The sequence below is a fragment of the Mucilaginibacter sp. cycad4 genome (assembly GCF_034263275.1).
In the GTDB taxonomy this organism is placed as follows: Bacteria; Bacteroidota; Bacteroidia; order Sphingobacteriales; family Sphingobacteriaceae; genus Mucilaginibacter.
The window spans coordinates 863,605-886,066 of sequence record NZ_CP139559.1 but is presented as its reverse complement, the minus strand read 5'-3'; the positions used below and the strand labels follow the sequence as shown (position 1 = coordinate 886,066).

Genomic DNA, 22,462 nt, shown 5'->3' with positions numbered 1-22,462 from the left:
TATGTACGTATTTACTAATAATAAGTTCTTCAAACAAAAAAAAATCCATTTCACAGTTCAATTACTCTTTTTTATTGTTTTTTATTCCATATCCCAAGCCGGTGCCCAGGCAAATATCAGCCAGCTTCGCAACCCTGTAAGTCTTACCATAGCTTCGGCCAATTTAGATGAGGTATTGGTTCAATTGAAAAAGCAATCGGCGTATGATTTTTTTTACGATAAGGAAGCCGCTAAAAAAACAAAAGTTAACAACCTTAAATTCAGCAACGCCCCCCTGGGCAGTGTGTTAACCGATCTGAAGAAAAACCTGGCGCTTGAGTACAACCTTGAAGGCCGGGAAATATCGGTAAGGATAGAAAAACGCCCGACACAAACTCCGGCAAAACAACAAAAAGACGGCAAAATTACCGGGAAGGTGCTTGATGATAAAGGCGAAACACTACCCGGTGCAACAATTAAACTTATAGAAGCCAATAAAGCCATGCAAAGCGGCCCTGATGGTTCATATTTGTTTGTAGTACCTCAGGGAACGTACACCATCGAAATCACTTACATTTCCTTTCAATCGCAGCGGATCTCGGGCATTGTTGTAAATGAAGACAAAAGTACACCGCTGGATATCGCCCTTAAACCGGCCTCAAATGCATTGAGCGAGGTGGTTATCAGGTCTGATTATAAAAAAGCCTCGATAGAAGGGTTGTACGCAAGGCAAAAAAACAACGCTGCGGTATCTGACGGCATTACTGCCGAGCAGATCAGTCGTACGCCGGATAACAATACGGCCCAGGTACTTACCAGGGTTAGTGGCTTGCAGGTATCACAAAACCGTTTTGTGGTAGTGCGCGGAATGAGTGATCGTTATAACAACGTATTATTGAATGGCGCACCGCTGCCCAGCAGTGAGCCTAACCGCCGCGATTTTGCCTTTGATGTTATCCCAAGCTCACTGGTTGATAACATCGTGGTAAATAAAACTGCCACACCCGATTTGACCGGCGAATTTACCGGCGGCCTTGTGCAGATAACCACCAAAGATATCCCCGACGAAAATTCCGTGCAGCTTACCATTGGCGGCGGCTACAACAACCGTGCTACCGGTAAAGATTTTATAAGCGGGCACCGCGGTACAGCTAATTATTTTGGTTTTGCAAACGATTACCAGCGCAAACCAACCGGCATGAGCCTGGGCGCTTATGATAATTTGGCATTGCGGATTGTAGATAATTCTGCAACGGCCGGTCAAAAGGCACAGGTAGCGAAATTTTTAGGCACCTTGCCCGATAACTGGGCTTTACAAAAATACACCGCGCAACCTATTCAAAGCTACCAATTTACAGCGGCCCATAGCTTCCCGTTTAAGGATAATTCAACGCTGGGCGTTATAGCAGCCCTCACCTACCGCAATGAACAACTGAACAACCAGCATGATGTAAATATATTAACCGATAAAGACTACAAAGGGACCGACTATATATTCAACACACTTTGGGGCGGTAGCCTTAACCTTGCGTACACCAGCGGCCGTAATAAGTTCACCCTTAAAAACACCTATAACCGCCGTTTTAATGATGAATATTTCACGTTTGCAGGCGCTAATTTAAGTGATAGCCGCTACGGCAACGGTTATAGCGATCAAACTATTATTAATCAACTGTTTCAAACCAATTTTACCGGCGAACATACGCTCGGTAAACGCGGAATAAAAGCTGATTACGGTTTTGCCCTGGCTACTGTAAACCGCGACCAGCCTTTTTCACGGCTAATGTACCAGGTAAAAGCTACAGACAGCCAGTATCCCGACTATTATAGCTATAACTTTAACGATGCCAATATAAATTACGGCAATATTTTCTATTCCAATCTGGCCGAAAAACGTTATACATGGCAAACCAACCTGCAGTTTCCTTTCCATTTGCGCCAGTTAAACCAGTCGGTAAAAATTGGGTACCAGGGCAGCTATCGGCGTGCCGATTTTGGAGCAGATTTTTACCGCATCAAAAACACGCCTTTTAACGCTGCGGGAGACAGCCAATATGAGGGCCTGGCTTATTACGATGTTTATAACCCGAAACAGTTTGCCAACGGAAACCTGTACCTATATCCTACAGTTGCGCAAGGAAACGGAATAACCAGTTTTGGCGCAGGCTCCGGTTACAGAGGGCGGCAAAACTTAAACGCTTTTTACGGCATGGTTGATCTAAAGCCGCTAAAAAACCTGCGGCTGATAATGGGTATGCGGTACGAGCGTAACCAACAAAACGTTTTTACAACTACCCGTGGTAAAGCGGATGCCGGCGGGACGTACCCAGTTGTTGATAGCCTGATCCAATCAAAAAATAACGACTGGCTGCCATCAGTTAATGCCATTTATGCTTTAAGCCCAAAAATGAATGTAAGGGCGGCCTATTATAAAACCGTAGCAAGACCCGATTTCAGGGAGCTATCCTTTTTTAGCTATTTTGATTACGACCTGTTTGTTACTGTAAGCGGTAGTAACCTAAAGCGTACTACTGTGCAAAACTTCGATCTCAGGTATGAGTTTTATCCCTCTCCCGGCGAGATTATCTCGGTTTCGGGATTCCATAAAAAGTTTACTAGTCCTATTGAAGTTGTAGTTTCCACGTCATCGTCCCGCTATCAATATTATGTAAACCTGCAATCGGCCAAAAACACCGGTTTTGAGGTTGATGCTCGTAAATCGCTCAATTTTATATCACCTTCTTCATTTTTTAAAGACCTATACCTTTCTGGCAACTTTACATACATAGATGCCAGTGTTGACCTGGGAACGGCTTTCAATAAAGACGCTGATGGTAAAGTAGTATCCAGTAAGCGAAACCGGCCATTGGTTGGTCAGTCGCCATATATTATCAACGCAGGGATTCTGTACACCGGCAGCCACTTCGGTTTTAATGCTACTTATAACCGCTTCGGGCAGCGCATTGTATATGCATCGCCCGATCGCTCGGAAGATCTGTATGAAAACGGCAGGAATGTTATAGACCTTCAGCTGAGCTACAAATTCATGAAGGATAACAAAGCTGAGTTTCGCCTGAATGTCAGCAACCTGCTTAACAGTCAGATGTTTTACTACAGAAACCATTACCAGGCAGATAAAGCACAAACAGGGCAACCAATCCCTACTGTGCAGCCGTATCCGGGTGATGGTACCGCCCCGTTACCCGTTGAACAAATTGACCCTAAAGGCACAAAATATAATGCCCGGTATGACACCAAAATATATACCTGGCAGTATGGTACTACTTCCACCCTCAATTTTATCTATCGCTTTTAATTGTAACCATCATATAAATTTTAAGAAGAAAGGAAACCAAACATCTATCTGAAAAACAAAAAGCCTGAACTGCTTACCGGCTAAAAAGGTGAAGCCAATTAAAACCAAAATTGAATAAACAGAACCAAATTTCTATTTATTTAAAAAAACACACTATGAAAATGCAATTTAAATCCATCAGTTTATTTGTACTTGCTGCAGCTTTAGGCTTTAGCAGTTGTAAAAAAGAGGCGGCCGTTAACACTCCAAATGGTGATTTCGACCGCTCATCAAAAGCGTTATTCCCTGATACCCATACACTGCCAACAGCAACAGGTACCATCAGCGGCCTTATTACCAGTAACATTACCCTTACTAATGATAAGGTATGGTTTATTAATGGCCCAACCTTTGTTGATAGTACTGTTACTATCACTATACAGGCAGGTACTTATGTTAAGGGCATGGCAGCTTCAACTACTACCAGCGGTTTCCCATCATACCTGGTAATCAGGAGAGGTGCTAAAATCAATGCTGTGGGAACTACTGCTAACCCTATTGTATTTACATCAGCAAAAGCATCCGGTCAACGTGCCAAAGGTGATTGGGGTGGTGTTGTACTTTTAGGCAAAGCGCCAACCAACCAGGCCAAACCACAAATTGAAGGTATCCCGGCCACACAGATCCCGGCAGGTTTAGCAGGTAAAGACGCCATCGGTTACGGTGGTTCTACCGAAGCTGATAACTCAGGTACTTTGAGAAACGTACGTATTGAATTTGCAGGTGTAATTGTTGACGCCGCTTTGGGTAACGAGCTTAACGCACTTACTTTAGGAGGTGTTGGCGCAGGTACTATCATCGATCACGTACAGGCATCATACGGTGCCGATGACGGTTTTGAATTTTTCGGTGGTTCGGTAAACGCTAAATTCCTGATCTCATACGGCAATGATGATGATGATCTGGATTTTGACCAGGGTTACCAGGGTTCAATTCAGTTTGCCCTTGCCGCTAAAGATCTGAGCCTGCCTTTCTCATCAAGCCCTAACGGCATCGAGAGCAATAACATTTCATCTCCTATTGTTACTACAGGCGGCCCATTCGCAAGCCGTTTAACTCAGCCGGTTTTATCAAACATTACCTTTGTTGGTGGTGCTACTGCCGGGCCGACTGGCGGTATCGGACATCTGTTCCGTGTTGGTTCAAGTTACAAAGTACGTAACTCAATTAACTTTGGCTTTAATGCAGGTGCTACCTTGATTAACACTACCGGCAGTGAGTATTCAAACAGCTATGTCCATGGCTTTACATCGGCTGTTACAGGTGCTGCTTTAACCTCAACCGCAGTAACTTCGTTAACCGGTGCAAATCCAAACACTACTATCAAGCTTGTTAATCCGTTTAGTGCTACTTCTCCTGATTGGAGAATCCAGGCTACAGCTCCGGCAGGTATCAGAACCGGTGCAGTATTCACTGGCCTTGCCGTTACCCACCCCGGCGGTACCTTCAGTGCGTTTGATACCACACCTGCTTATTTAGGTGCATTTGGTTTGCAAACGGCTACCCGTTGGGATAGTGGCGGCTGGGCTTCATACGAGCCGTTTACCAATGCTTACTAATTAAAATTTATTTGACCGGTTATAATTAAAAGATCCAGGTACCGTGAGTTAATACTCACGGTACTTTTTAAATTGAAGTTTATGAAAAAAATCAAACTCCTGTTTTTATTTACACTCATTAGTCAGTTTTTCTTCGCCTGTAAAAAAGATGGTGAGCTCATTGAAGCAAAAAGCTACGGCAGCATAACTATAAGCTCAACAACAACTGCAGATGTGGGCTTACTTTTAGTTGATATTGACGGTAAGATAACAGACACTTTAAAAGCCCCTTCCTCTGTTAAAAATATTAAAGCATATACCGGTAAACGCAAGCTAAAAATATACAAGCCAGGTAAAGCATCCACCCCGATAATAGATACCCTGTTTAGCCTGAAGGATAATAAGGCCAAACTGACGTTTTTGTATACGGGTAGTTTAAAAATTATTGGAGGTGGCTATGATGGCAGTATCACGCCTGCAAAGGGAAACAGCCTGGTACAATTTGTTGATCTTGAAAAATCATTGCCTGCATTGGTAAACATGAAGATATATGAGGTTTACTTTAACGATGCGGGCGATCTGTTGTACGATGAAGTTGCAACTGTTAAAGCAATAAACAAAACAAGTTTCAGCACTTATGTTGAGTTATCGCCGCCTAAGCATGGTGATTTTAGTATAGGCTATTATTATGAACTTTTTAATGCTGCAAACAATAAAAAATTGGTTGATCTGCTCACTGATTTTCCATCTGTATTATTTGATCCGCAAACTCCTGTTTTTCAGGAAAACAAGGTAATGTCATTGGGCATAATAAAAGACCCGAATGCCGGTGTTTTCACTACTACCATCATCTACGATACCCAACTCAAATAGCCCAAATTAACAATCAACAACATATAAAATGAAAAAGGCCGGTTCCAAATAACCGGCCTTTTAAATGCAATTTATCCATCAGATAATTTCTTATCGGGATATCGGCAAAAATACATTTTTATATCGTTTAATTTAGTGTAATTTTAATATTAACTTTAAGTATAAATCTATCAAATAAATTAATATTCATCATGACAAGCTACGCCAATCATTGCTAAACTAAGCAAGTAGCAGCTGAACTACCAGTACCACAGTTAACGATGATAAATTGCCCGCTTGATAAGCGAGTTTAACCTGTTTCCTTATTTCTTTTGATGCTTCATTCAAATGATTATCCACCGTTTTTGATGAGATCCCAAGACTGAGCGCGATATTTTTATAGCTGAGGCCATCTTCCTTAAACATGCGATAAACACGCTGCCGCTTTACCGGCATTTTATCAATGATCTCTTTGACTATGTTTTCGTACTCCTTTAATTCGGCCGGGCCCTCCGAATTAACTGAGGAAGCGGCCAGGTATTTTAATTCATCCCTGGCAATTTCCTGCCGGCACCTTTTCCGCAGTTCATCCCTGAAAACGTTACGGGCATATACGTATATTATGGGTGTATAATCGCCATGGTCCTCCAGTTCATCCAGTTTCTCCCATAGCTTTATATATGCTGTTTGTAATATATCATTGGTTTGTTCCTCATCTCGTGTCAGCTTTAAAAAAGTATTCCTGAGATTGTCAAAAGTATCGCTGTAAATTTCTTCAAAACGGGTTAACCGGGCAGGTTTATCAGCTAATTTCATATGCAGGTTTTACGTATGTAAATTATTCTCCTGATATTAACTGAATGTTAAAAGCTTAAGATATTTTTTGAATATTGTTCTTTATAAAATAAATAAAAACAGAAAACTTTGTCTTGAAACGGTTACCCTAATGGTTTACGAGCGTATAAATATCAATCTTGCAGTTAATATATATTTTAGTGATGTTTCCTGATGATTGATTTTATATCGCCACCCAGGATCATCAAAGTCTTAAATAGTGCGTACAGCTTTTTTTCAACAATCCGTGATTCCAACCTGGTAAAAAATTATTTTTGCAGCCTGATAATTAATCATTCTATTGCCCAACATGTCCGCATCTCATTCCCTGTCGCCGGTACAGGCCGATCTTGTACGAATTGTTTCAAAATATGTGCTGCTTGAGGAAAGCCGGAGAAATTTAAAAGGCCGCTGCCCCTTTCATAAAGACCAGGCAACATCACTGATGGTATCGCCCGAAAAAAATATTTTTCAATGCTTTGGCTGCGGTAAAGGCGGTGGCCCCGTTGAATTTGTAATGGCCATTGAACACAAAACCCGCGAAGAAGCTATTCAAATCATAGCAGGAAGCAATTAAGTTTTATAATAAAAAACGGGGGAAATCTTTGATTTCAACTGAGTAGACATCGTGTTTCGTTCTTAATGATGAATATTAATACAGCTTTTTAACCGCCTTCATCCATTCCCGGGCAATAAGCTCATGCCCGGCAGGCATGGGATGGACACCATCCCAAATCCAATGCTCAGCTTTAGCCTTTTGTAAGGCCTTGTTAAAAACATCCTGCAACGGTACGTAAATGGCATTAAATTTTGAGGCAAGCATTTTAACTGCAACCTGCCGTTTTTGAACTTCGGATGCCCATAATTCAGGATTCTTGCTTACCATGCCTACCGGCAAAATGAAGGGTTCTAATAAAATAAGCTTAACGTTAGGTAATGCAGTTTTAGTTTGGGTTAACAGCCGCTCATAAGTGTTGCCGAAATCTTCGGCAGTTGCCTTATCTCCCTGCGTTATTACCCTATGTACATCGTTAATACCTATAAGTATGCTCAATACATCGGGCTTAATATCAAGGGTATCCTTTTGCCAGCGCGCGGCAAGATCGTTTATAGTATTGCCACTGATACCCCGGTTAAAAAACTGGTAATCACGGCCAGGATAGTCAAAGTTAATTCTGGCAGTTATCAGGTAAGCATAACCCTGACCGTAAACGTGGTTCCAGTCTTTATCATAGCTCCGGCCGCCATCGGTTATGGAATCACCCTGGAACAGGAAAGTTTTCCCAACCCCATCGGGTAGATATTGATCATCTTTTGTTGAGGCTGCCACCAATCCGGTTGCCGCTACTGCCGCCGCGCCTGCCAGCGAAGCTGTCTTTAAAAAATTTCTTCTGCTGTTGCTCATAAACTGCTTACTAACTGGTATGATTTTCCTTTTTTTGTATTGATCACCAGCTCATACCCCTCTTGTACTTTAACAGGAGCGGTATTTATGCCTTTAGCTGTCAATTTTGATTTGGAAATGATACGGCAGGTACCTCCTGTTTTTGACACGATGTTGGCATTTGCAACCTTCCCGTTTATCCACTTCATATTTACAACAAAGGCTCCCCGTGCAACAAGGCCTTTTATCTCGCCATTGGCCCAGGCATCGGGTAATGCTGGTAACAGATGTACATTCCCGTCCTGGCTTTGCAGCAGCATTTCGGCCAAACCGGAGGTACCACCAAAGTTGCCATCTATCTGGAATGGCGGATGGGCGTCGAACATATTGGGGTAAAGCCCCCCGCCCTCACTATAGTTGTAACCACTTTCGCCAGTTAAGCGGAGCAGATCGCGATACAATTTGTAGGCGTGGTTGCCATCCCTCAAACGTGCCCAAAGATTTACCTTCCAGGCCAGGCTCCAGCCAGTACTTTCATCACCCCGTAACTCTAACGACCGCTTTGCAGCCGCTGCCAGCTCAGGGTTTGCAGTCACAGAAATTTCATTAGCCGGATAAACAGAATATAAATGCGATACATGGCGATGATGCGGATCGGGCGATTCCTGGTCTTTGTACCATTCCTGCAGCTGACCTTTGCTGCCTACCTGGTACGGGAGCAGCTTAGCTTTTTTGGCGATAAGCGAATCCCTGAAAGCAGCATCAACACCCAATACTTTACCCGCCGCTATCAGGTTATCAAACAGATCCCGGATGATACCCATATCCATTGTAGTGGAAACAGAAACATCCCCGGTTTTGCCTTCAGCATAAATAAAATCATTCTCGGGCGACATAGACGGAGCGGTTACCAAATGCCCCTGACCATCGGGCACCAGCCAATCAAAAGTAAATTCAGCAGCGCCTTTCATTAGTGGATAGGCGGTATTTTTCAGAAACTCTTTATCGCCGGTGTATAAATAATGCTCCCATAGATGACGGGTTAGCCAATCGCCGCCCATTGGCCAATTAGCCCATTTGGGGTCACCATGACCCAGATCGCCTACAGGGTTGGCTAACGCCCAGATATCGGTATTATGGTGCGTCACCCAGCCGTTAGCATGGTAAAAATCTTTAGCAACTCCGGCTCCAGTTTCGGATAACCCTCTGATCAGGTCAAATAGAGGCTGGTGCATTTCGGACAAATTGCAATCCTCGGCCATCCAATAATTCATTTGCACATTAATATTGCTGGTATAGTTGGAGCTCCACGGTGCACGTAATTCCTTATTCCAGATACCCTGCAGGTTGGCAGGTACGCCCGGTGTTCTTGAACTGCTGATGAGCAGGTAACGGCCATACTGAAAATACAGAGCTTCAATACCAGGATCGGCGCCCTGATTTTTATTATAAAGCGCAAGCCGTTCATCAGTAGGCAATTCGGCATGGCTACCTTTATTATCATTAAATTTGATGCTTACCCGGTTAAAGTAGCGATGATAATCGGTAAGATGAGCGGCAAGCAGTTGTACATACGGTTTTGCAGCAGCCTTATCAAGATTTTTAGCAGCTATTTTTTCGTCTCCATCCGGGCATTGGTTATAAGCTTTAAAACTGGTGGCGGCGCTAATATACAGTGTCACAACAGACGCCCCTTTCACCGTGATACCGCTCGTATCGGCAGTTATTTTACCATCATTACTTACGGCTTTAGCCAACACTTCATAACGCATGCCCCGGCACTTATCATCATCGGCGTAAACTATTGGATTTTTTGAATCAACATAACTTGGCTCAACATGGGCAGGCGCTTTGCCGCTCAGCTGCAATACATTGTTATTCAGCACTCCTTTTTGAAAGTGGAGCTGGCTGTTTGTATTTATACTGAGGTTGATCTGCTTAGGCTTATCGGCTGTGATCCTGATCACGATCACCTTATCGGGCGCCGAAGCAAAGATCTCGCGTTTGTAATTTACACCGCCAACAGTATATTTTGTTGAGGCAACAGCATTATCAATATTCAGATCGCGGTAATAGTTACCGCTTTTACCGCCGTTGTAGGATTGTTTGATATGCAGATCGGCCATGGGCAGGTAACTTTCAGAATACAATCCCTGCATTTTTTTTGTAAGATCGTGCGCTTTCTGATAGTCACCTTTAAACAATGCTTCCCTTACTTGTACAAGGTATTGAAATGCACCGGGGTTAACATTTTGTTTTACCGGTCCGCCCGACCACAGTGTAGATTCATTGAGTTGCAATAACTCATCATTAACCCCGCCAAAAACCATGGCACCTAACCGGCCGTTGCCTATAGGCAAGGCCTCCGTCCAAACTTTTGCGGGTTGTTTATACCATAAAGTATTGTTTTGTGCATTTGCGTTAAACACAGCCAGTTGCATGCATAGCGGTAAAAACACAAACAGGAGTGTTGCTTTCAGACCTTGGTTCATAAAGTAGGGTACAATTGTTTTTACAAGTATAACAATGCAACAGTTATAAAAAATAATGCTTATTGGCATTTTTATATCCAAAACGGTTTATGCAGGCCAAAATCTATAAATAAAAAACCCGCCTTGCGGGCGGGTTTTCGTCAGTTGGTAGTTAGTTATTATGCAATTATCTTCTTTCGTTATAAACCTGGAATTCGGCTATTGATACCTGGTGATCGGCTTTATCTACAGAGATCCGTACTTTGCCGGCCCAGACCCTATCAAAACGGTGTACTTTTATCTTATTAGCATTCTCACCATCAAACAATGGCTTCCAGCTTCCATTTAAATAATACTCCAAACGGTAATGTGAAATATTTGGCTTTTCTTCGGCAATAACAATAGTGTTCAGTGCCTGATCTTTCTTAAAATCTATCTCATACCACGGGCTCTTAACCGTTGGGTTTGATACCCATGAGCTGTGAAAATCATCGTCATTGGCAAAATCCATGATAGCCGAATCATCGCTCCAGCTTGAGCTTGCCGGTTGATTTTTAGCAATATTTGATGAAATGATCGGCGCGTCGAGTTGAGAGAGCTTCGCAACCGGGCCTTCGTTTTTCCATAATTTACCAATCTCCTTAAGTGCTGCGAGTGCATTGTCATCAAACAAACCATCGCGGTTAGGCGCCACGTTTAGGATAAAATTACAGTCGACATTATTTAATGGTTTAAGAATGTCATTAACCAACTTGGCAGGTTCTTTAACAGGAGCCGTTGGATGCTTTGTTTCCCAAAACCAGGTTGACTGCAGCGGCAAACAGGCAATGGCCGGCATACGGTTATCCTTGGTTGATACCCGTTGCCCCGCTCCCATTTCATAAGTTTTGATATCGGTATAATACATACCTTCGGCAGGATATTTGGCGCCGTTAAGGTCCATTACCAGGCAATTTGGCTGTAATGATTTTACCAACGTATAGATCTCTTCAAACGGTACGTCATCATACGAGATCCTTGACCAGGGGGCATCCCAACCGTCAATAATCAGTGCCGAGATTTCGCCATATTTAGTCATCAGCTCGGTGATCTGCGCTTTAACCATATCGATATGCTTTGGCGTGATCATGTTTGGCCTTAACCTGTGGTGCGTATCCAGAATAGAATAATACAAAAACACTTTCAAGCCATTAGCCCTGAAGGCATCGGCATATTCCTTAACCACATCCTTTTTTAGCGGACTGTTCATCACGTTATAGTCGGTTGTTTTGGTATCCCAGATACAAAAACCGCTATGATGCTTAGTAGTGATACAACCGTAAGTCATGTTGGCTGATTTGGCCGCCTTTGCCCATTGGTCGCAATCCAATTTTTTGGGATTGAAGATAACCGGCAACGCCTCCGGATCGGCCCAGTCCTGATCCATATATGTCGGGATATTAAAGTGTATGAACATACCGAAGCGCAGGTCAACAAATTCCTGCTGAAGCTGGGCAAGTGGTTTGGCTGATTGAGCGGTTGTTTGTGCTTTTAGTGAGAATGAAGCAGCACAAAGTGCTATGAAGCATATAGCTCGTATTTTAAACATGATTGGGGTTGGTTAAATTGATAAAACGTTTTAACACCTGCAATATCACGTTTAAATTTAATGTTTAGATTATCGGAAATTGACATTACATTCAGCTTATTTGGCGTGACTGAGAATAAACAAGCCGCCACTCGGCTCCAGCCGGGTGGCAACTACTTTGCGGCCTCTGGCCGCCGGATTTAACGTTTGTTTGCAATGGGCGCTTAAAGTGGCTTGGCGATTGCATCACGTGATCGTGTTACAAAGGCAAGCCCACGTTAAGCACTCATTATAAATAAGCGCAAGAGCGAGTGCAAGATATCTTGTTTTATCTACGACGGCCAGAGGCCGTCAGATAATTGCCACTCGGCTGGAGCCGAGCGGCGGCGAATTTTTTTATTATATATCCTTAAAACAAATCCGGATAATCCGTAATTACACCATCAACACCTAAACTTTTCAACTGCTCTATCTCAGCTTTTGTATTTACTGTCCATGGTAATACTTTGATCTTTGCGTCATGGCATTTCTTTACCAGGTCGGCGTTAACCAGTTTATAATCCGGGCTGTAGATGAATGGAGTAAAACCTAAGTCGGCCATATTATCTTCAAACGTTTTTTTGTTTTCGATGAGATAAGAAGTACGTACATCCGGATATTTTTTGTGGATGACCTGCAACGTGCGTTTATCAAACGATTGGATCACTACATAAGGCAGGACCTCCTTTTTGATCAGAACAGCCATTAACCGTTCCACAAACTCGTCCGGGCCGGGATTATAAATACCATCCCCGGCAGGTGAGCATTTGGTTTCGATATTATAGAATACCGGCTTTTTATGGTTTACCTTAATATAATTCTGTACCGAATCAATCAATTCGGATAACAGGGGCATATAGATTTTGATCTTTTTCTGGCGCGGAAATTTGCTGTATGGTTTTAAACCTACGTCGTATTTCTTCAAATCCTCATAGTTCATTTTGTAGAGGATCAGATTTTTTGCTTCTTCTTTGCTGATTTCTTTGCCATCAGGCGTAAGCGAAAAAAGCGGGTTGATGTATTCATCGTGCGATAATACCACCTGCCCGTCGGCCGTGATATGAGTATCCATCTCCAGTGTTGTAACAGCCCCCAGGTCAATAGCATTTTTCATAGCAGGAATGGTGTTTTCGGGCATCAGTCCTCTACCGCCGCGATGCGCTTCAGCACTGAACGAAGGAAAATCCGCATTTTTAAATTCCATGTTTTTAACAACAGTAAAGCCTGATAACAAGATAAGGCTTATTCCGGCAACAATGTTTAATTTATTTTGCATCTAATTCGCTTGAATATTTATTTCCGAAACGATCTGTAGCTTCAACCCTCACCTTTTTAACCGATGGCTCAAAGTGCGCTATAAACAGGTGCCCCGTTTCATGAGGCTCCACAAAATGACGCCCTGCCGGTAACTGATCGCCTTTATACAAACTTACCGATAAGGGGTCATATCCCTGCTCTTTTGATAAAGCCCCCATCGGTTTGTCATCTAAATAATACACTACCTTCCATTGCGGGTCATAGTTCCATACATTGGCAATGAGGCGCATCTGGTCGGTTAGTTTTTCGGCGTAAACACTGATCTGGTTTTCGGCAGGTAAGCCTGTTGATTTATAATACCATTTCAATTCGGTACCGTTTACCGAATACACGCCATAACCGCGCGGGGTACCGTCAACACAGATCGGGCCAGTCCACCAGCCGCCGCAAACGGTGCCGTGATTATGTTCAAAAATACGGTTGGTGATGTTGTTATCATGATAATGGGTATGGCCCGACATAATGTGTACATTGGTAAAGCCATCCAGCACTTTATAAAAATCCTGATTGTTCTTTACCTGGTTATACACAGGGATATGCAGGTTAATGATCAGTAATTGATCGTTCTTTACATATTGCAGGTCTTTCGCCAGCCAGTGTAATTGATGTTCAGTAATGTAGCCATCATACTCACGCTCAACACCTAAATAACGCACATTATCAAGCACTACGTAATGAGCCTTGCCCCTGTTAAAAGAGTAATAAGTTGGCCCATAAACCTGTTTGAAAGTAACATCCGAGGTTTCATCACCTCCCATACGGTAATCCATGTCGTGGTTACCTATCGCCTGAAAAAAAGGAATGCCCATTTGAGCCACTGCTTCGTTATAAGCCGGAAACAGCTCATGGTTATCCCAAACGATATCGCCCACACAAATACCATGCACCAGTGCATTTTTACCTAATGATTTTATAGTGGCGATGGTATCAGGAACCGAAGTATCCATCATCTGCTTAACATCCTTCTTATTTTTCACCTGCGGATCCGCCCATATGATAAAGTGATGGTTATTATCATCGGCCTTTAAAGGCTCAAGCCTGAAATCAAACTGAGAGCTGCCTCCAATGTTTTCGTAATGTTTGGCAACATTATAATCGGTTTTAAACTCATAGCCTGATGGGGTACTCATGAATATGCTTTTAGCTTTTTCATTTGGTGTAAGCTCATAGTTGCCCTTGTCATCGGTTAGCACTACCGAAAAACCGTCGGATATTACAACATCTTTTATCCCTTTTTTACCCGAGGTAACACGTCCTTTTACGGTATCGGCAGTTAATAATTGAGTAAGTCCATTGGCGCGGAGCGAAATAAATGCGCCGCCGGTTATCAGGCCAACGCCCTGTAAAAATGATCTTCTGTTCATTTAGATTATATTTTAGCCTCACCCAACCTTCTCCTTTGGAGAGGGCTTTAACAAATGGGAAGCAAAGCCCCTCTCCTTTGGAGAGGGGTTGAGGCTTTAGTTTTGAATTGTTGTAACGCCCGTAGCCGTTTCAATGGTACTTATGGGCGATGTAAGTGTAAGCGGAACGCTGGTCACTGTACGGCCGCTTACCCATCTGCCGGTAAGCGCATCATAAACACCGCCCAACTGGCTGAATAACCCATCCGTTGGCAAAGTGAGCTTTGAGGTGTTGGTACCGCCGCCATAAAAACCTTGCTCCGTACGGGTTACCGGGTTAATAGTACTGTAGTAATCAGTATTGGTAATGCGGTAACCAATTTCAGGCGGGCCAGGAGAATAAACTGTTCCGCTGCCGCCGTACATAATCACATCAAGCGGAACACTTGAAGCCGTAACGGTTGTGCCGGCAAATACGGCTACCCCCGCAACGTTACCGCTATTAGCCAGCAGGTTGGATGTTACGTTGCCAAAGTCGGCACCCGGGATTTCGGCATACATGGTGCTGTTGATCCAGTTTGACGAACTGATGTCGGTTGAGCCTTTGCCCCAGATATTTTTATAACCACCAACATAAAAGAATTCACCTTTTTTTACCGAGCCTGATGTAAGGTTAAATTTATAGGTTTTTGCCAGCCCCTGTGCCCAGCCGTTTGCCGGTGCCGGGTTAGTACCCGCATTATTACAGGTTACTACGGCATAATTAGTTACCGAAAAGTCGATATCCTTAGTTGCTTTAAACTGGATATATTCATAATCACCATCGCCGCCCGAAGGATTGGTCAGGTAACCGGTTATGATAATTGGCGACGGTTTGGTTGCCGCAAGCGTAAACACATCATCGATGGTACGCGGCCAAAGCTGCATTTTGGTATCGGTGCCTGATGTTACCGCAAACGGGATGCCCGTAAAATTAGCGCTGAACGGCAATTCGGTAGTTGCGAAAACAGCGTTTGCCTCCGTATGCATCATTATTTTGCCAAATCCATCATTAAGTGTTTTATCACCCGCAAAGGTTTCGCCCTGCTGCGGCTCGGGATCAGTCACCGCTTTGGCTATAGTAATCAGCGTGCCTTCATAAACATCCGGCGAAGCTAATAATGTAGCCGACGGAACAGATTGTACTTTGATTGGCCTGTTATCGGCAACTTTATTTATCGATGCTTCTGTGAGGCCTTTAACACGCATACTGCCGTTCACCTTAGTAAGTGTAGCGCCGTTAACCTGCACTATTACCGAATCGCCTGGAACATAGTTTGCAGCTGCACTGCCTATTTCAAGAGAAATACCCCTTACAGCATTACGGCGGTTATTTTGCACCACCAGTACGCCGGCCGGGCAATTGCCTGCCGCTGCGTTTGAGATCACCACACCTACAATTTCCTTTGCTCCGCCCATATTGCTGCTGCTTAGCACAACATCCGAGCCTTTGTAAATTCCCTTCAGGTCAACAACGGCAATGATCGGGCTTAACGTGCCTTCGGCATAGTTGTTCTTTTTGCATGAATTTATACTGATGGATGTTACAAGCACCAGTAATAAATATATTTTTTTCATTTTATGGATCTCTTAGTTTAAAACCGGTTGATTATTGTTTTTGCCACCATACCTGTGTACTGATCTCATCGGCACCCTGTGCGGCCACTGCGGCTTTGTAACTATCCGGATTGGCCGATTGTACATAAACCGGGTATTGCAGCCTGGCCGGCATGATACCGTTGTTCCTTAAACCATTACCTTTTGGCAATACGGGGTGACCGGTGCGGCGATACTCAAACCATTGTTCAAAATCGGTGTAAAACATCGAATAGTATTTTTGAACGTGGATCATCTCCATTTTTTCGTCAAGCGGAGCGGCATTGTCCCACACAATATCAGCAGCGGCTAAGTAGCCGTCAATCGGATCGGTATAAGTCGGGATCCAGAAAGTGATGCCCGCCTGTACACCATTTTTGTAATAAGTAGCCGCATCACCGGATATCCAGCCCTTTGCAGCAGCCTCGGCCAGGATAAACTGCAATTCGGAATAATTCATGATATTACCCATCAACGGATCGTTCATTAATGTATATGTTGATGTGGTAGACAAGAAATATGATTTGATGCCGACATTCTCGCCCGGCGCATAACCGCTCGGGATCCCCTGGATACCGCCCTGGTAACTGGAAATTGACCAGCGGTTTTTAACCAACCTCGGATCTGCCCATTTAGCAAGATTATTCACAAAAAATTCGCAAAGACCGGGTTGTCGCCAGTCCTGCTCGCGTACGCCGCCTATAAACGGAGATGTTAAAGCACCGGAACCCGTCCACCTTAAAACCGCCGACTCGTCATTACTTGCCATGATAGGATAAGCTGCGGGGTTGGTATCAATCATCTCCTTAATTTTGGCTATCACCTGTGCAGAAACATCAGCCTTGCCCGATACCCTTAACAGCAACCTTAAATAAAGCGAGTTACCAAACTTACGCCATTTTGAAGCATTACCGTTAAATACAGGATCGCTGCCGGCAACAACATTTGCCGATGCGTTAAGCAGGGTATCTGCAGCTTCCAGGTTTTTGAAAATATCCAGGTAAATGTCCTTTTGCTTATCAAACTTAGGCGTAAAGTTTCCATCCTTGCCTTTATTTGAATCAAAGTAAGGCACATCGCCATAAGTATCGGTAAGCAGGGAATATAACCATGACTGACATATCAGCGAAATACCCATATACGTTTTATTATAGGTAACCTCCTTGCTGGCTACGGTATAAATATCTTTAAAGTTGGTTAACTGGGTATACCATGCATTCCAGGTAGCATCGGCCCAGGTGCGTTTGATATCATACCTGAACACCTTACCCTCCGAATCACCAGGATCAACAGTAACCTGCATCAGCTCGTTGTTGAAATTACGGGCGCGAAGCATATTAGTACCCAAAGTATTTACCAGCGCCGGTGCCAGCAATTGCTGCGGCAGGGCATTTGGCGTGCCGTTGGGATCAGTATTAAGTTCAATAAAATCCTTTTTACATGATGACATTATGCTAACGAACAACATCATCATTGATATAAGTATATATCCGTTCCTTTTCATATTGTTAATTATTAAATGCCAATAACTATGTTAAAACCAAATGTGCGGGTTGATGGAAACTGAGCAATCTCAAATCCCTGTACAATGTCGCTGCCCGAAAGGGTACCGAATTCAGGGTCGAAGATTGGCCACTTGGACCATATGTACAAATCACGGCCGTATACACCAACTGTAGCCCGTTGCAAACCAAGGCGCTTAACCAAACGAGGGCTCAGTGAGTAATCAAACCTCGCCTCACGGAATTTCAGGAAGTTGGTTGAAGACGTATTGCCTTCGGCGTTGTCAATACCATAATGAGAGCGGTAATAACCGTCAACATCTGTAGCAATAACGTCATTCGGTCTGTAGCTTCCGTCAGGGTTTTGAATAACGCCCTTGCCTATGATGCCGTTATACCTGCCTGGCAAAGTAAGCGTTGTTTTACCCTGCTCGGCCAGTTTATAATTTGATAGCGAGTAAGATACACCGCCAACCTGGGCATCAAACAACAGGTGCAGGTTAAATTGCTTATACCTGAAATCGTGTCCCATGCTTGCTTTCCATTTTGGGATGGTATTGCCTAAATAAACCAGTCATTTGATAGCCTGGCAAAACCGGTAGACGCGTCATAAACTATCTGCCCGTCAGGCGAGCGTAAATAGCCACGGCCATACATATCGCCCATGCTGCCTCCTACCCGTGCCACAATCTGGCCTCCGCCGGTTGGGCCGTTGCGTAATACAACCGCGCTATCGGCAAGCTGTTCAATGGTATTTTTATTTGCGCTGAATGTTGCAGTAACATTCCAGCTAAACACATTGGCTTTGCGTATAGGAGTACCGTTCAATGAAATCTCGATACCTTTATTGCTTACCTTACCAACGTTAATAACTGCCTGGCTGTAACCCGACGACTGATCGACAGTGCGGCTAAGGATCTGATTTTTAGTGTTGCCGCTGTATAAAGCGATATCAAAACCTAAACGGTTACTAAACATCCTCGTTTCTGCGCCAATCTCCAGCGTTGTAGTACGTAAAGGCTTCAGGTCGGGGTTTGACAGTGTACGGGGGTTTTGTAAACCACCGGCATAAGTGCTGCCGGCCGATACATAATTAAATGTTGTTTGATATGGCGTTGTCGAGCCGCTCCCTACCGCTGCAAGCGATGCCCTCAGCTTTGCATAATCAATAAACTTAGGCATCTTAAATGCCTCTGATGGCAAAAAGCTCACGCTTGCCGATGGATAATTGAAACCTACCTGGTCGGTACGGATATCGGTAGCAAGGGTGCTGATCCAGTCTTTACGGGCAGTTAAATCAAGATAAAGGTAATCTTTGAACGATGTTGACACCAAACCGTAAATGCTGTTGATGGCATACCTTGATTTATATGGCAGTGTAACCAGCGGGCCGGCATTATTAGCCATTGAATATACGCCGGGGTATACCAGTGAGTCGGCACGTACCTCATCGCGGTTATAGTTATTGCGCAGCATACTGCCGCCGGCAGTAGCGGTAATGTTGATGTCGTGCGTTATTTTCTTGTTGTATTTCAACAGGAAGTCGCCGCCTTGCTCTTCCGAATAAATATTTTGGGTACGGTATGAACCTTTAGGGTATTTGGTACCAGCATCAAACGGCCGTTGCTGTGCACGTTGTTCGTAACCCATATCTAAGGTAGCGCGGACCTGTAAACTCAACTCTTTAGTAATGCTGTAAAGCGCTTCAACGTTTCCGGTAACCGAATTACGGTTTGATTTGTTGATAAACTCATTTGATACCGCATAAGGGTTTTCAGGAAATGAGCTGAAAGGATAAAATATAGCTTTACCATCCTGCCCGTTTTTCCAGTAGTTTTTCAACCAATTCAAATCGGCATTTGGCTGCCAAAAAATAAACCAATACATCAGCGACTGGTTACCGTAACCTGCGCCAGGTAAGTTATCGCTATTTCTGTTGTTATAATTTACTTTAGCATTGATAGTTAACTTATCGTTGATTTTGGAGTTAACCGACAGGGCAATGCTGTTACGGGTATAGCCGGTATTTGGCGTTATCCAATGATTGGTAACATTGGTTGCCGAGAAACGGGCCGTTGTTTTATCACTGCCGCCGTCAACGCTTACCGAATTGGTAAAAGTTTGCCCTACATCAAAAAAATCACGGATCTGATTTTTGTATGGCACCCACGGTGTGCGTGTTGTACTTTGCTTCTGGGTAACCGGATCAAGCTGGTAAAAAAGCTGACCATCAAATTTAGGGCCGTAAGCCGAACTTGTTGAGCTGGTGCTTGCCCCATCAGGCCCTGCGCCAAAAGAGTAATAACGCGAACCGGCTGTACCTTGTCCGTATTCATATTGCAGATCGGGCCAGCGGTTTACACTTTCAAGGCTGGCATTTGAGTTAAAAGTGATCCCCAAACCGCTATGTTTTTTTCCTGATTTAGTAGTAATGATAATAGCACCATTGGCACCACGTTGGCCGTAAAGAGCAGCAGCACCCGGTCCCTTCAACACGGTTACCGTTTCAATATCCCCGGGGTTGATATCATTCAGGTTGCTGCCATAATCGGCCGGCATATTGTCGCTGCTGGTACCGTAGGCAGATTCGCCGGAGTTGCTTGTACGCCTGCCGCTGCCATTATTGATCACTACACCATCAACTACTATTAATACTTCGTTATCGCCTGTAAGGTTATTTTCACCACGAAGGATAATTTTGTTTGATCCCGCCGGACCGCTGTTTGAGCGGATCAAATTTAAACCAGCTACCTTGCCAGATAATGCATCTGTCCAGTTACCCGAAAGAGCGCCGGTCAGCTGATCACCTTTAATTACAGGTGCCGAATAACCCAAACTTTTATCTTCCCTTTTTATACCGAGGGCTGTTACTACCACCTCGTTAAGTTTATTATCAGCAGGGTTAAGTGTGATATTTAAAACGGTATTTGCGTTTGAGCTAACACTTACGTTTTGGATCCTTTTGGCTTCGTATGCAATAAAGCTCACCTCAACCGTATAAGTACCAGGTACAATATTTAAAGTGTATGAACCATCAGCTCCACTAATAGTGGTGGCGCCAGCTCCGGGTATTTTAATAGTAGCACCGGGAAGCGGCTGACCTTGTTCATCAACCACTTTCCCTTTAATGCTACCCCTATCCTGTGTTTTTGCAATGATGAGGATATTACGTTCGCCTGCAGCTCTGTAGGTGCAGGTAGTTCCTTTTAAAAGCAGATCAAGTGTTTCGCCTAAAGAGCGATCGGCTTTTGCTATGTTTACTTTGCGTTTATCATCAAGCAGGCTATTATTATAGCTTATAGAGATATCGCTTAATTTTTCAATTTGCTGAAAGGCATCCTTTAGCATGGTACCATCGGCACCAAAAGTGATCCTTTTGTTTATTACTGTTTGAGCCTTAGCGTTTATGCCGCCAAAAGGCAATTGTAAAAAGAACAGCATGGTTAATAACCATAACTTTTTCATATATTTACTTTAATTTATACTTGTCTAACCGTGAGTTTAAATTGTCAAAATCTGAAGCCTGGGGTTGTTACCAGCAACGTCCAGGCTTTTACCAATAGCCGGGTAAATACTATTTCATGATGCTCCCTCCTTTTTGATTATTGTTTGAAATAAATAGCTGATCGCCTTTTTGCGTGTAGCCTAACCCGGATAACGCGCTAAGGGTTTCCATGGCATCTGTCAATGTCATTCCCTTTAATTTAGCCGTGAGCTTTACATTACCAAGGTCCTGCTCTGTGAACCTGATCTTAACACCGTAATGATGCTGAAGCGAAGCTGCTATTTCATTATAAGTTGTATTGTAGAAAACAAATTCATTATTGATCCACGAGCTTACTGCCGATGCATCGATATTATTAAAAGTATAAATGCCGTTTTGGGTATTGATGCTAATCTCCTCGTTCTTCACCAGGTATTTGACCATTTGGGGCTTTCCCTGCCCATTGGCCATTACCCCAACCTTGCCGCTTTGCACGGTTACAGCTACCTTATGCTCGGCCAGGTAAGCTTTAATATTAAATGAAGTGCCCAGTACTACTGTGGTAATGTCGCCGCTTTTTACCACGAAAGGTTTAGCTTTATGAACCACATCAAAAAAAGCTTCACCGTCAAGCATTACGTCGCGCTTTTCGCCATCAAAATTCTTTGCATACTTAAGTTTACTCCCACCGCCCAAATAAACTACAGAGCTATCGGGCAGTTGTATTTTAGAATGCTTACCATCGGCATTACTGATCTCTTCATAAACCGAGGCCGGCGATTGTTTAAAATAGAAGTAACCAAACCAGCCCGAAGTACAAATAAGCACACAAGCGACAGCATAAGCTATCCAGTTAAATTTAGGACCGCGTTCTTTTACAGATATTTGAGATTGGGTTATATGAGCATTGATCCTCGCCCAGCTGTTTTCAGTATGTTCGGGCTGTTTAAAATAGGTTTTGGATGCTTCCAGGATCTGGATGGTTTCACTGAACTGGGCAAGGTTTTCCGGGTTTTCCTCAATCCATTCCTGTAACTGCGTTAAGCCATCATCACTGATGGTTTTCTCAAAATATTCAACTATTAAGCGGTAACTATTATCTTCCATTAAATCTGTCTCTGCAATAAAGACTGATTTTACGTAGCCGGTACGTATCGAAAAA

At 43.6% G+C, this 22,462-nt stretch carries 15 protein-coding genes; 4 read left to right on the top strand and 11 right to left on the bottom strand.

Annotated features, from left to right (window positions below; genetic code table 11):
• Window position 1: 1 nt before the first annotated feature.
• The 3 genes from SNE26_RS03685 to SNE26_RS03675 all read left to right on the top strand — a co-directional run bounded on the left by SNE26_RS03685 (window position 2) and on the right by SNE26_RS03675 (window position 5,745).
• Window positions 2–3,295: a TonB-dependent receptor domain-containing protein gene (locus SNE26_RS03685; RefSeq protein ID WP_321558022.1), complete on the top strand. Its 3,294-nt coding sequence runs from the start codon at window positions 2–4 to the stop codon at window positions 3,293–3,295.
• A 155-nt stretch (window positions 3,296–3,450) separates the two neighbouring features.
• A complete protein-coding gene (locus SNE26_RS03680) occupies window positions 3,451–4,893 on the top strand; it encodes a hypothetical protein (protein ID WP_321558021.1) in 1,443 nt (480 codons plus the stop codon).
• A gap of 81 nt (window positions 4,894–4,974) precedes the next feature.
• Window positions 4,975–5,745, top strand: a complete 771-nt coding sequence (locus SNE26_RS03675; RefSeq protein WP_321558020.1) for a hypothetical protein — start codon at window positions 4,975–4,977, stop codon at window positions 5,743–5,745.
• A 219-nt stretch (window positions 5,746–5,964) separates the two neighbouring features.
• On the opposite strand, the gene SNE26_RS03670 is transcribed toward SNE26_RS03675, so the two are convergent.
• Window positions 5,965–6,540 carry a sigma-70 family RNA polymerase sigma factor gene (locus SNE26_RS03670; RefSeq protein WP_321558019.1) on the bottom strand — a complete coding sequence of 192 codons (576 nt, stop codon included), beginning with the start codon at window positions 6,538–6,540 and terminating at the stop codon, window positions 5,965–5,967.
• Window positions 6,541–6,868: 328 nt separating this feature from the next.
• Here SNE26_RS03670 and SNE26_RS03665 point away from each other — a divergent pair, with 328 nt between their 5' ends.
• Window positions 6,869–7,135 (top strand): CHC2 zinc finger domain-containing protein, encoded by a 267-nt coding sequence (locus SNE26_RS03665; protein ID WP_321558018.1) that lies wholly within the window; start codon window positions 6,869–6,871, stop codon window positions 7,133–7,135.
• A gap of 75 nt (window positions 7,136–7,210) precedes the next feature.
• On the opposite strand, the gene SNE26_RS03660 is transcribed toward SNE26_RS03665, so the two are convergent.
• The 10 genes from SNE26_RS03660 to SNE26_RS03615 form a co-directional block, all read right to left on the bottom strand.
• Window positions 7,211–7,963: an SGNH/GDSL hydrolase family protein gene (locus SNE26_RS03660; protein WP_321558017.1), complete on the bottom strand. Its 753-nt coding sequence runs from the start codon at window positions 7,961–7,963 to the stop codon at window positions 7,211–7,213.
• A complete protein-coding gene (locus SNE26_RS03655; RefSeq protein WP_321558016.1) occupies window positions 7,960–10,434 on the bottom strand; it encodes a glycoside hydrolase family 95 protein in 2,475 nt (824 codons plus the stop codon). The genes SNE26_RS03660 and SNE26_RS03655 overlap by 4 nt, the downstream gene beginning before the upstream one ends.
• Before the next feature lie 166 nt (window positions 10,435–10,600).
• The gene (locus SNE26_RS03650) at window positions 10,601–12,001 is read right to left on the bottom strand and encodes an alpha-L-fucosidase (RefSeq protein WP_321558015.1); all 1,401 of its coding nucleotides are present in this window, start codon (window positions 11,999–12,001) and stop codon (window positions 10,601–10,603) included.
• A 388-nt stretch (window positions 12,002–12,389) separates the two neighbouring features.
• Entirely contained in the window at window positions 12,390–13,223 is an 834-nt protein-coding gene (locus tag SNE26_RS03645) for a glycerophosphodiester phosphodiesterase family protein (RefSeq protein WP_321558014.1), read from the bottom strand.
• Window positions 13,224–13,284: 61 nt separating this feature from the next.
• The gene (locus SNE26_RS03640; protein ID WP_321558013.1) at window positions 13,285–14,700 is read right to left on the bottom strand and encodes a calcineurin-like phosphoesterase family protein; all 1,416 of its coding nucleotides are present in this window, start codon (window positions 14,698–14,700) and stop codon (window positions 13,285–13,287) included.
• Window positions 14,701–14,796: 96 nt separating this feature from the next.
• Entirely contained in the window at window positions 14,797–16,296 is a 1,500-nt protein-coding gene (locus tag SNE26_RS03635) for a DUF5689 domain-containing protein (RefSeq protein ID WP_321558012.1), read from the bottom strand.
• Window positions 16,297–16,327: 31 nt separating this feature from the next.
• On the bottom strand, window positions 16,328–17,818 hold the full coding sequence (locus tag SNE26_RS03630; RefSeq protein WP_321558011.1) for a SusD/RagB family nutrient-binding outer membrane lipoprotein: 1,491 nt from the start codon (window positions 17,816–17,818) through the stop codon (window positions 16,328–16,330).
• An 11-nt stretch (window positions 17,819–17,829) separates the two neighbouring features.
• Window positions 17,830–18,348 (bottom strand): hypothetical protein, encoded by a 519-nt coding sequence (locus tag SNE26_RS03625; protein ID WP_321558010.1) that lies wholly within the window; start codon window positions 18,346–18,348, stop codon window positions 17,830–17,832.
• A 29-nt stretch (window positions 18,349–18,377) separates the two neighbouring features.
• Window positions 18,378–21,281 carry a SusC/RagA family TonB-linked outer membrane protein gene (locus SNE26_RS03620; RefSeq protein ID WP_321558009.1) on the bottom strand — a complete coding sequence of 968 codons (2,904 nt, stop codon included), beginning with the start codon at window positions 21,279–21,281 and terminating at the stop codon, window positions 18,378–18,380.
• A 109-nt stretch (window positions 21,282–21,390) separates the two neighbouring features.
• Entirely contained in the window at window positions 21,391–22,407 is a 1,017-nt protein-coding gene (locus tag SNE26_RS03615) for a FecR family protein (protein ID WP_321558008.1), read from the bottom strand.
• Between the last annotated feature and the right edge of the window lie 55 nt (window positions 22,408–22,462).

Excerpts from the sequence above, each read along its gene's own strand:
- SNE26_RS03685 (WP_321558022.1), top strand. The coding sequence starts at position 2 with ATGTACGTATTTACTAATAATAAGTTCTTCAAACAAAAAAAAATCCAT.
- SNE26_RS03680 (WP_321558021.1), top strand. The coding sequence starts at position 3,451 with ATGAAAATGCAATTTAAATCCATCAGTTTATTTGTACTTGCTGCAGCT.
- SNE26_RS03675 (WP_321558020.1), top strand. The coding sequence starts at position 4,975 with ATGAAAAAAATCAAACTCCTGTTTTTATTTACACTCATTAGTCAGTTT.
- SNE26_RS03670 (WP_321558019.1), bottom strand. The coding sequence starts at position 6,540 with ATGAAATTAGCTGATAAACCTGCCCGGTTAACCCGTTTTGAAGAAATT.
- SNE26_RS03665 (WP_321558018.1), top strand. The coding sequence starts at position 6,869 with ATGTCCGCATCTCATTCCCTGTCGCCGGTACAGGCCGATCTTGTACGA.
- SNE26_RS03660 (WP_321558017.1), bottom strand. The coding sequence starts at position 7,963 with ATGAGCAACAGCAGAAGAAATTTTTTAAAGACAGCTTCGCTGGCAGGC.
- SNE26_RS03655 (WP_321558016.1), bottom strand. The coding sequence starts at position 10,434 with ATGAACCAAGGTCTGAAAGCAACACTCCTGTTTGTGTTTTTACCGCTA.
- SNE26_RS03650 (WP_321558015.1), bottom strand. The coding sequence starts at position 12,001 with ATGTTTAAAATACGAGCTATATGCTTCATAGCACTTTGTGCTGCTTCA.
- SNE26_RS03645 (WP_321558014.1), bottom strand. The coding sequence starts at position 13,223 with ATGGAATTTAAAAATGCGGATTTTCCTTCGTTCAGTGCTGAAGCGCAT.
- SNE26_RS03640 (WP_321558013.1), bottom strand. The coding sequence starts at position 14,700 with ATGAACAGAAGATCATTTTTACAGGGCGTTGGCCTGATAACCGGCGGC.
- SNE26_RS03635 (WP_321558012.1), bottom strand. The coding sequence starts at position 16,296 with ATGAAAAAAATATATTTATTACTGGTGCTTGTAACATCCATCAGTATA.
- SNE26_RS03630 (WP_321558011.1), bottom strand. The coding sequence starts at position 17,818 with ATGAAAAGGAACGGATATATACTTATATCAATGATGATGTTGTTCGTT.
- SNE26_RS03625 (WP_321558010.1), bottom strand. The coding sequence starts at position 18,348 with ATGGGACACGATTTCAGGTATAAGCAATTTAACCTGCACCTGTTGTTT.
- SNE26_RS03620 (WP_321558009.1), bottom strand. The coding sequence starts at position 21,281 with ATGAAAAAGTTATGGTTATTAACCATGCTGTTCTTTTTACAATTGCCT.
- SNE26_RS03615 (WP_321558008.1), bottom strand. The coding sequence starts at position 22,407 with ATGGAAGATAATAGTTACCGCTTAATAGTTGAATATTTTGAGAAAACC.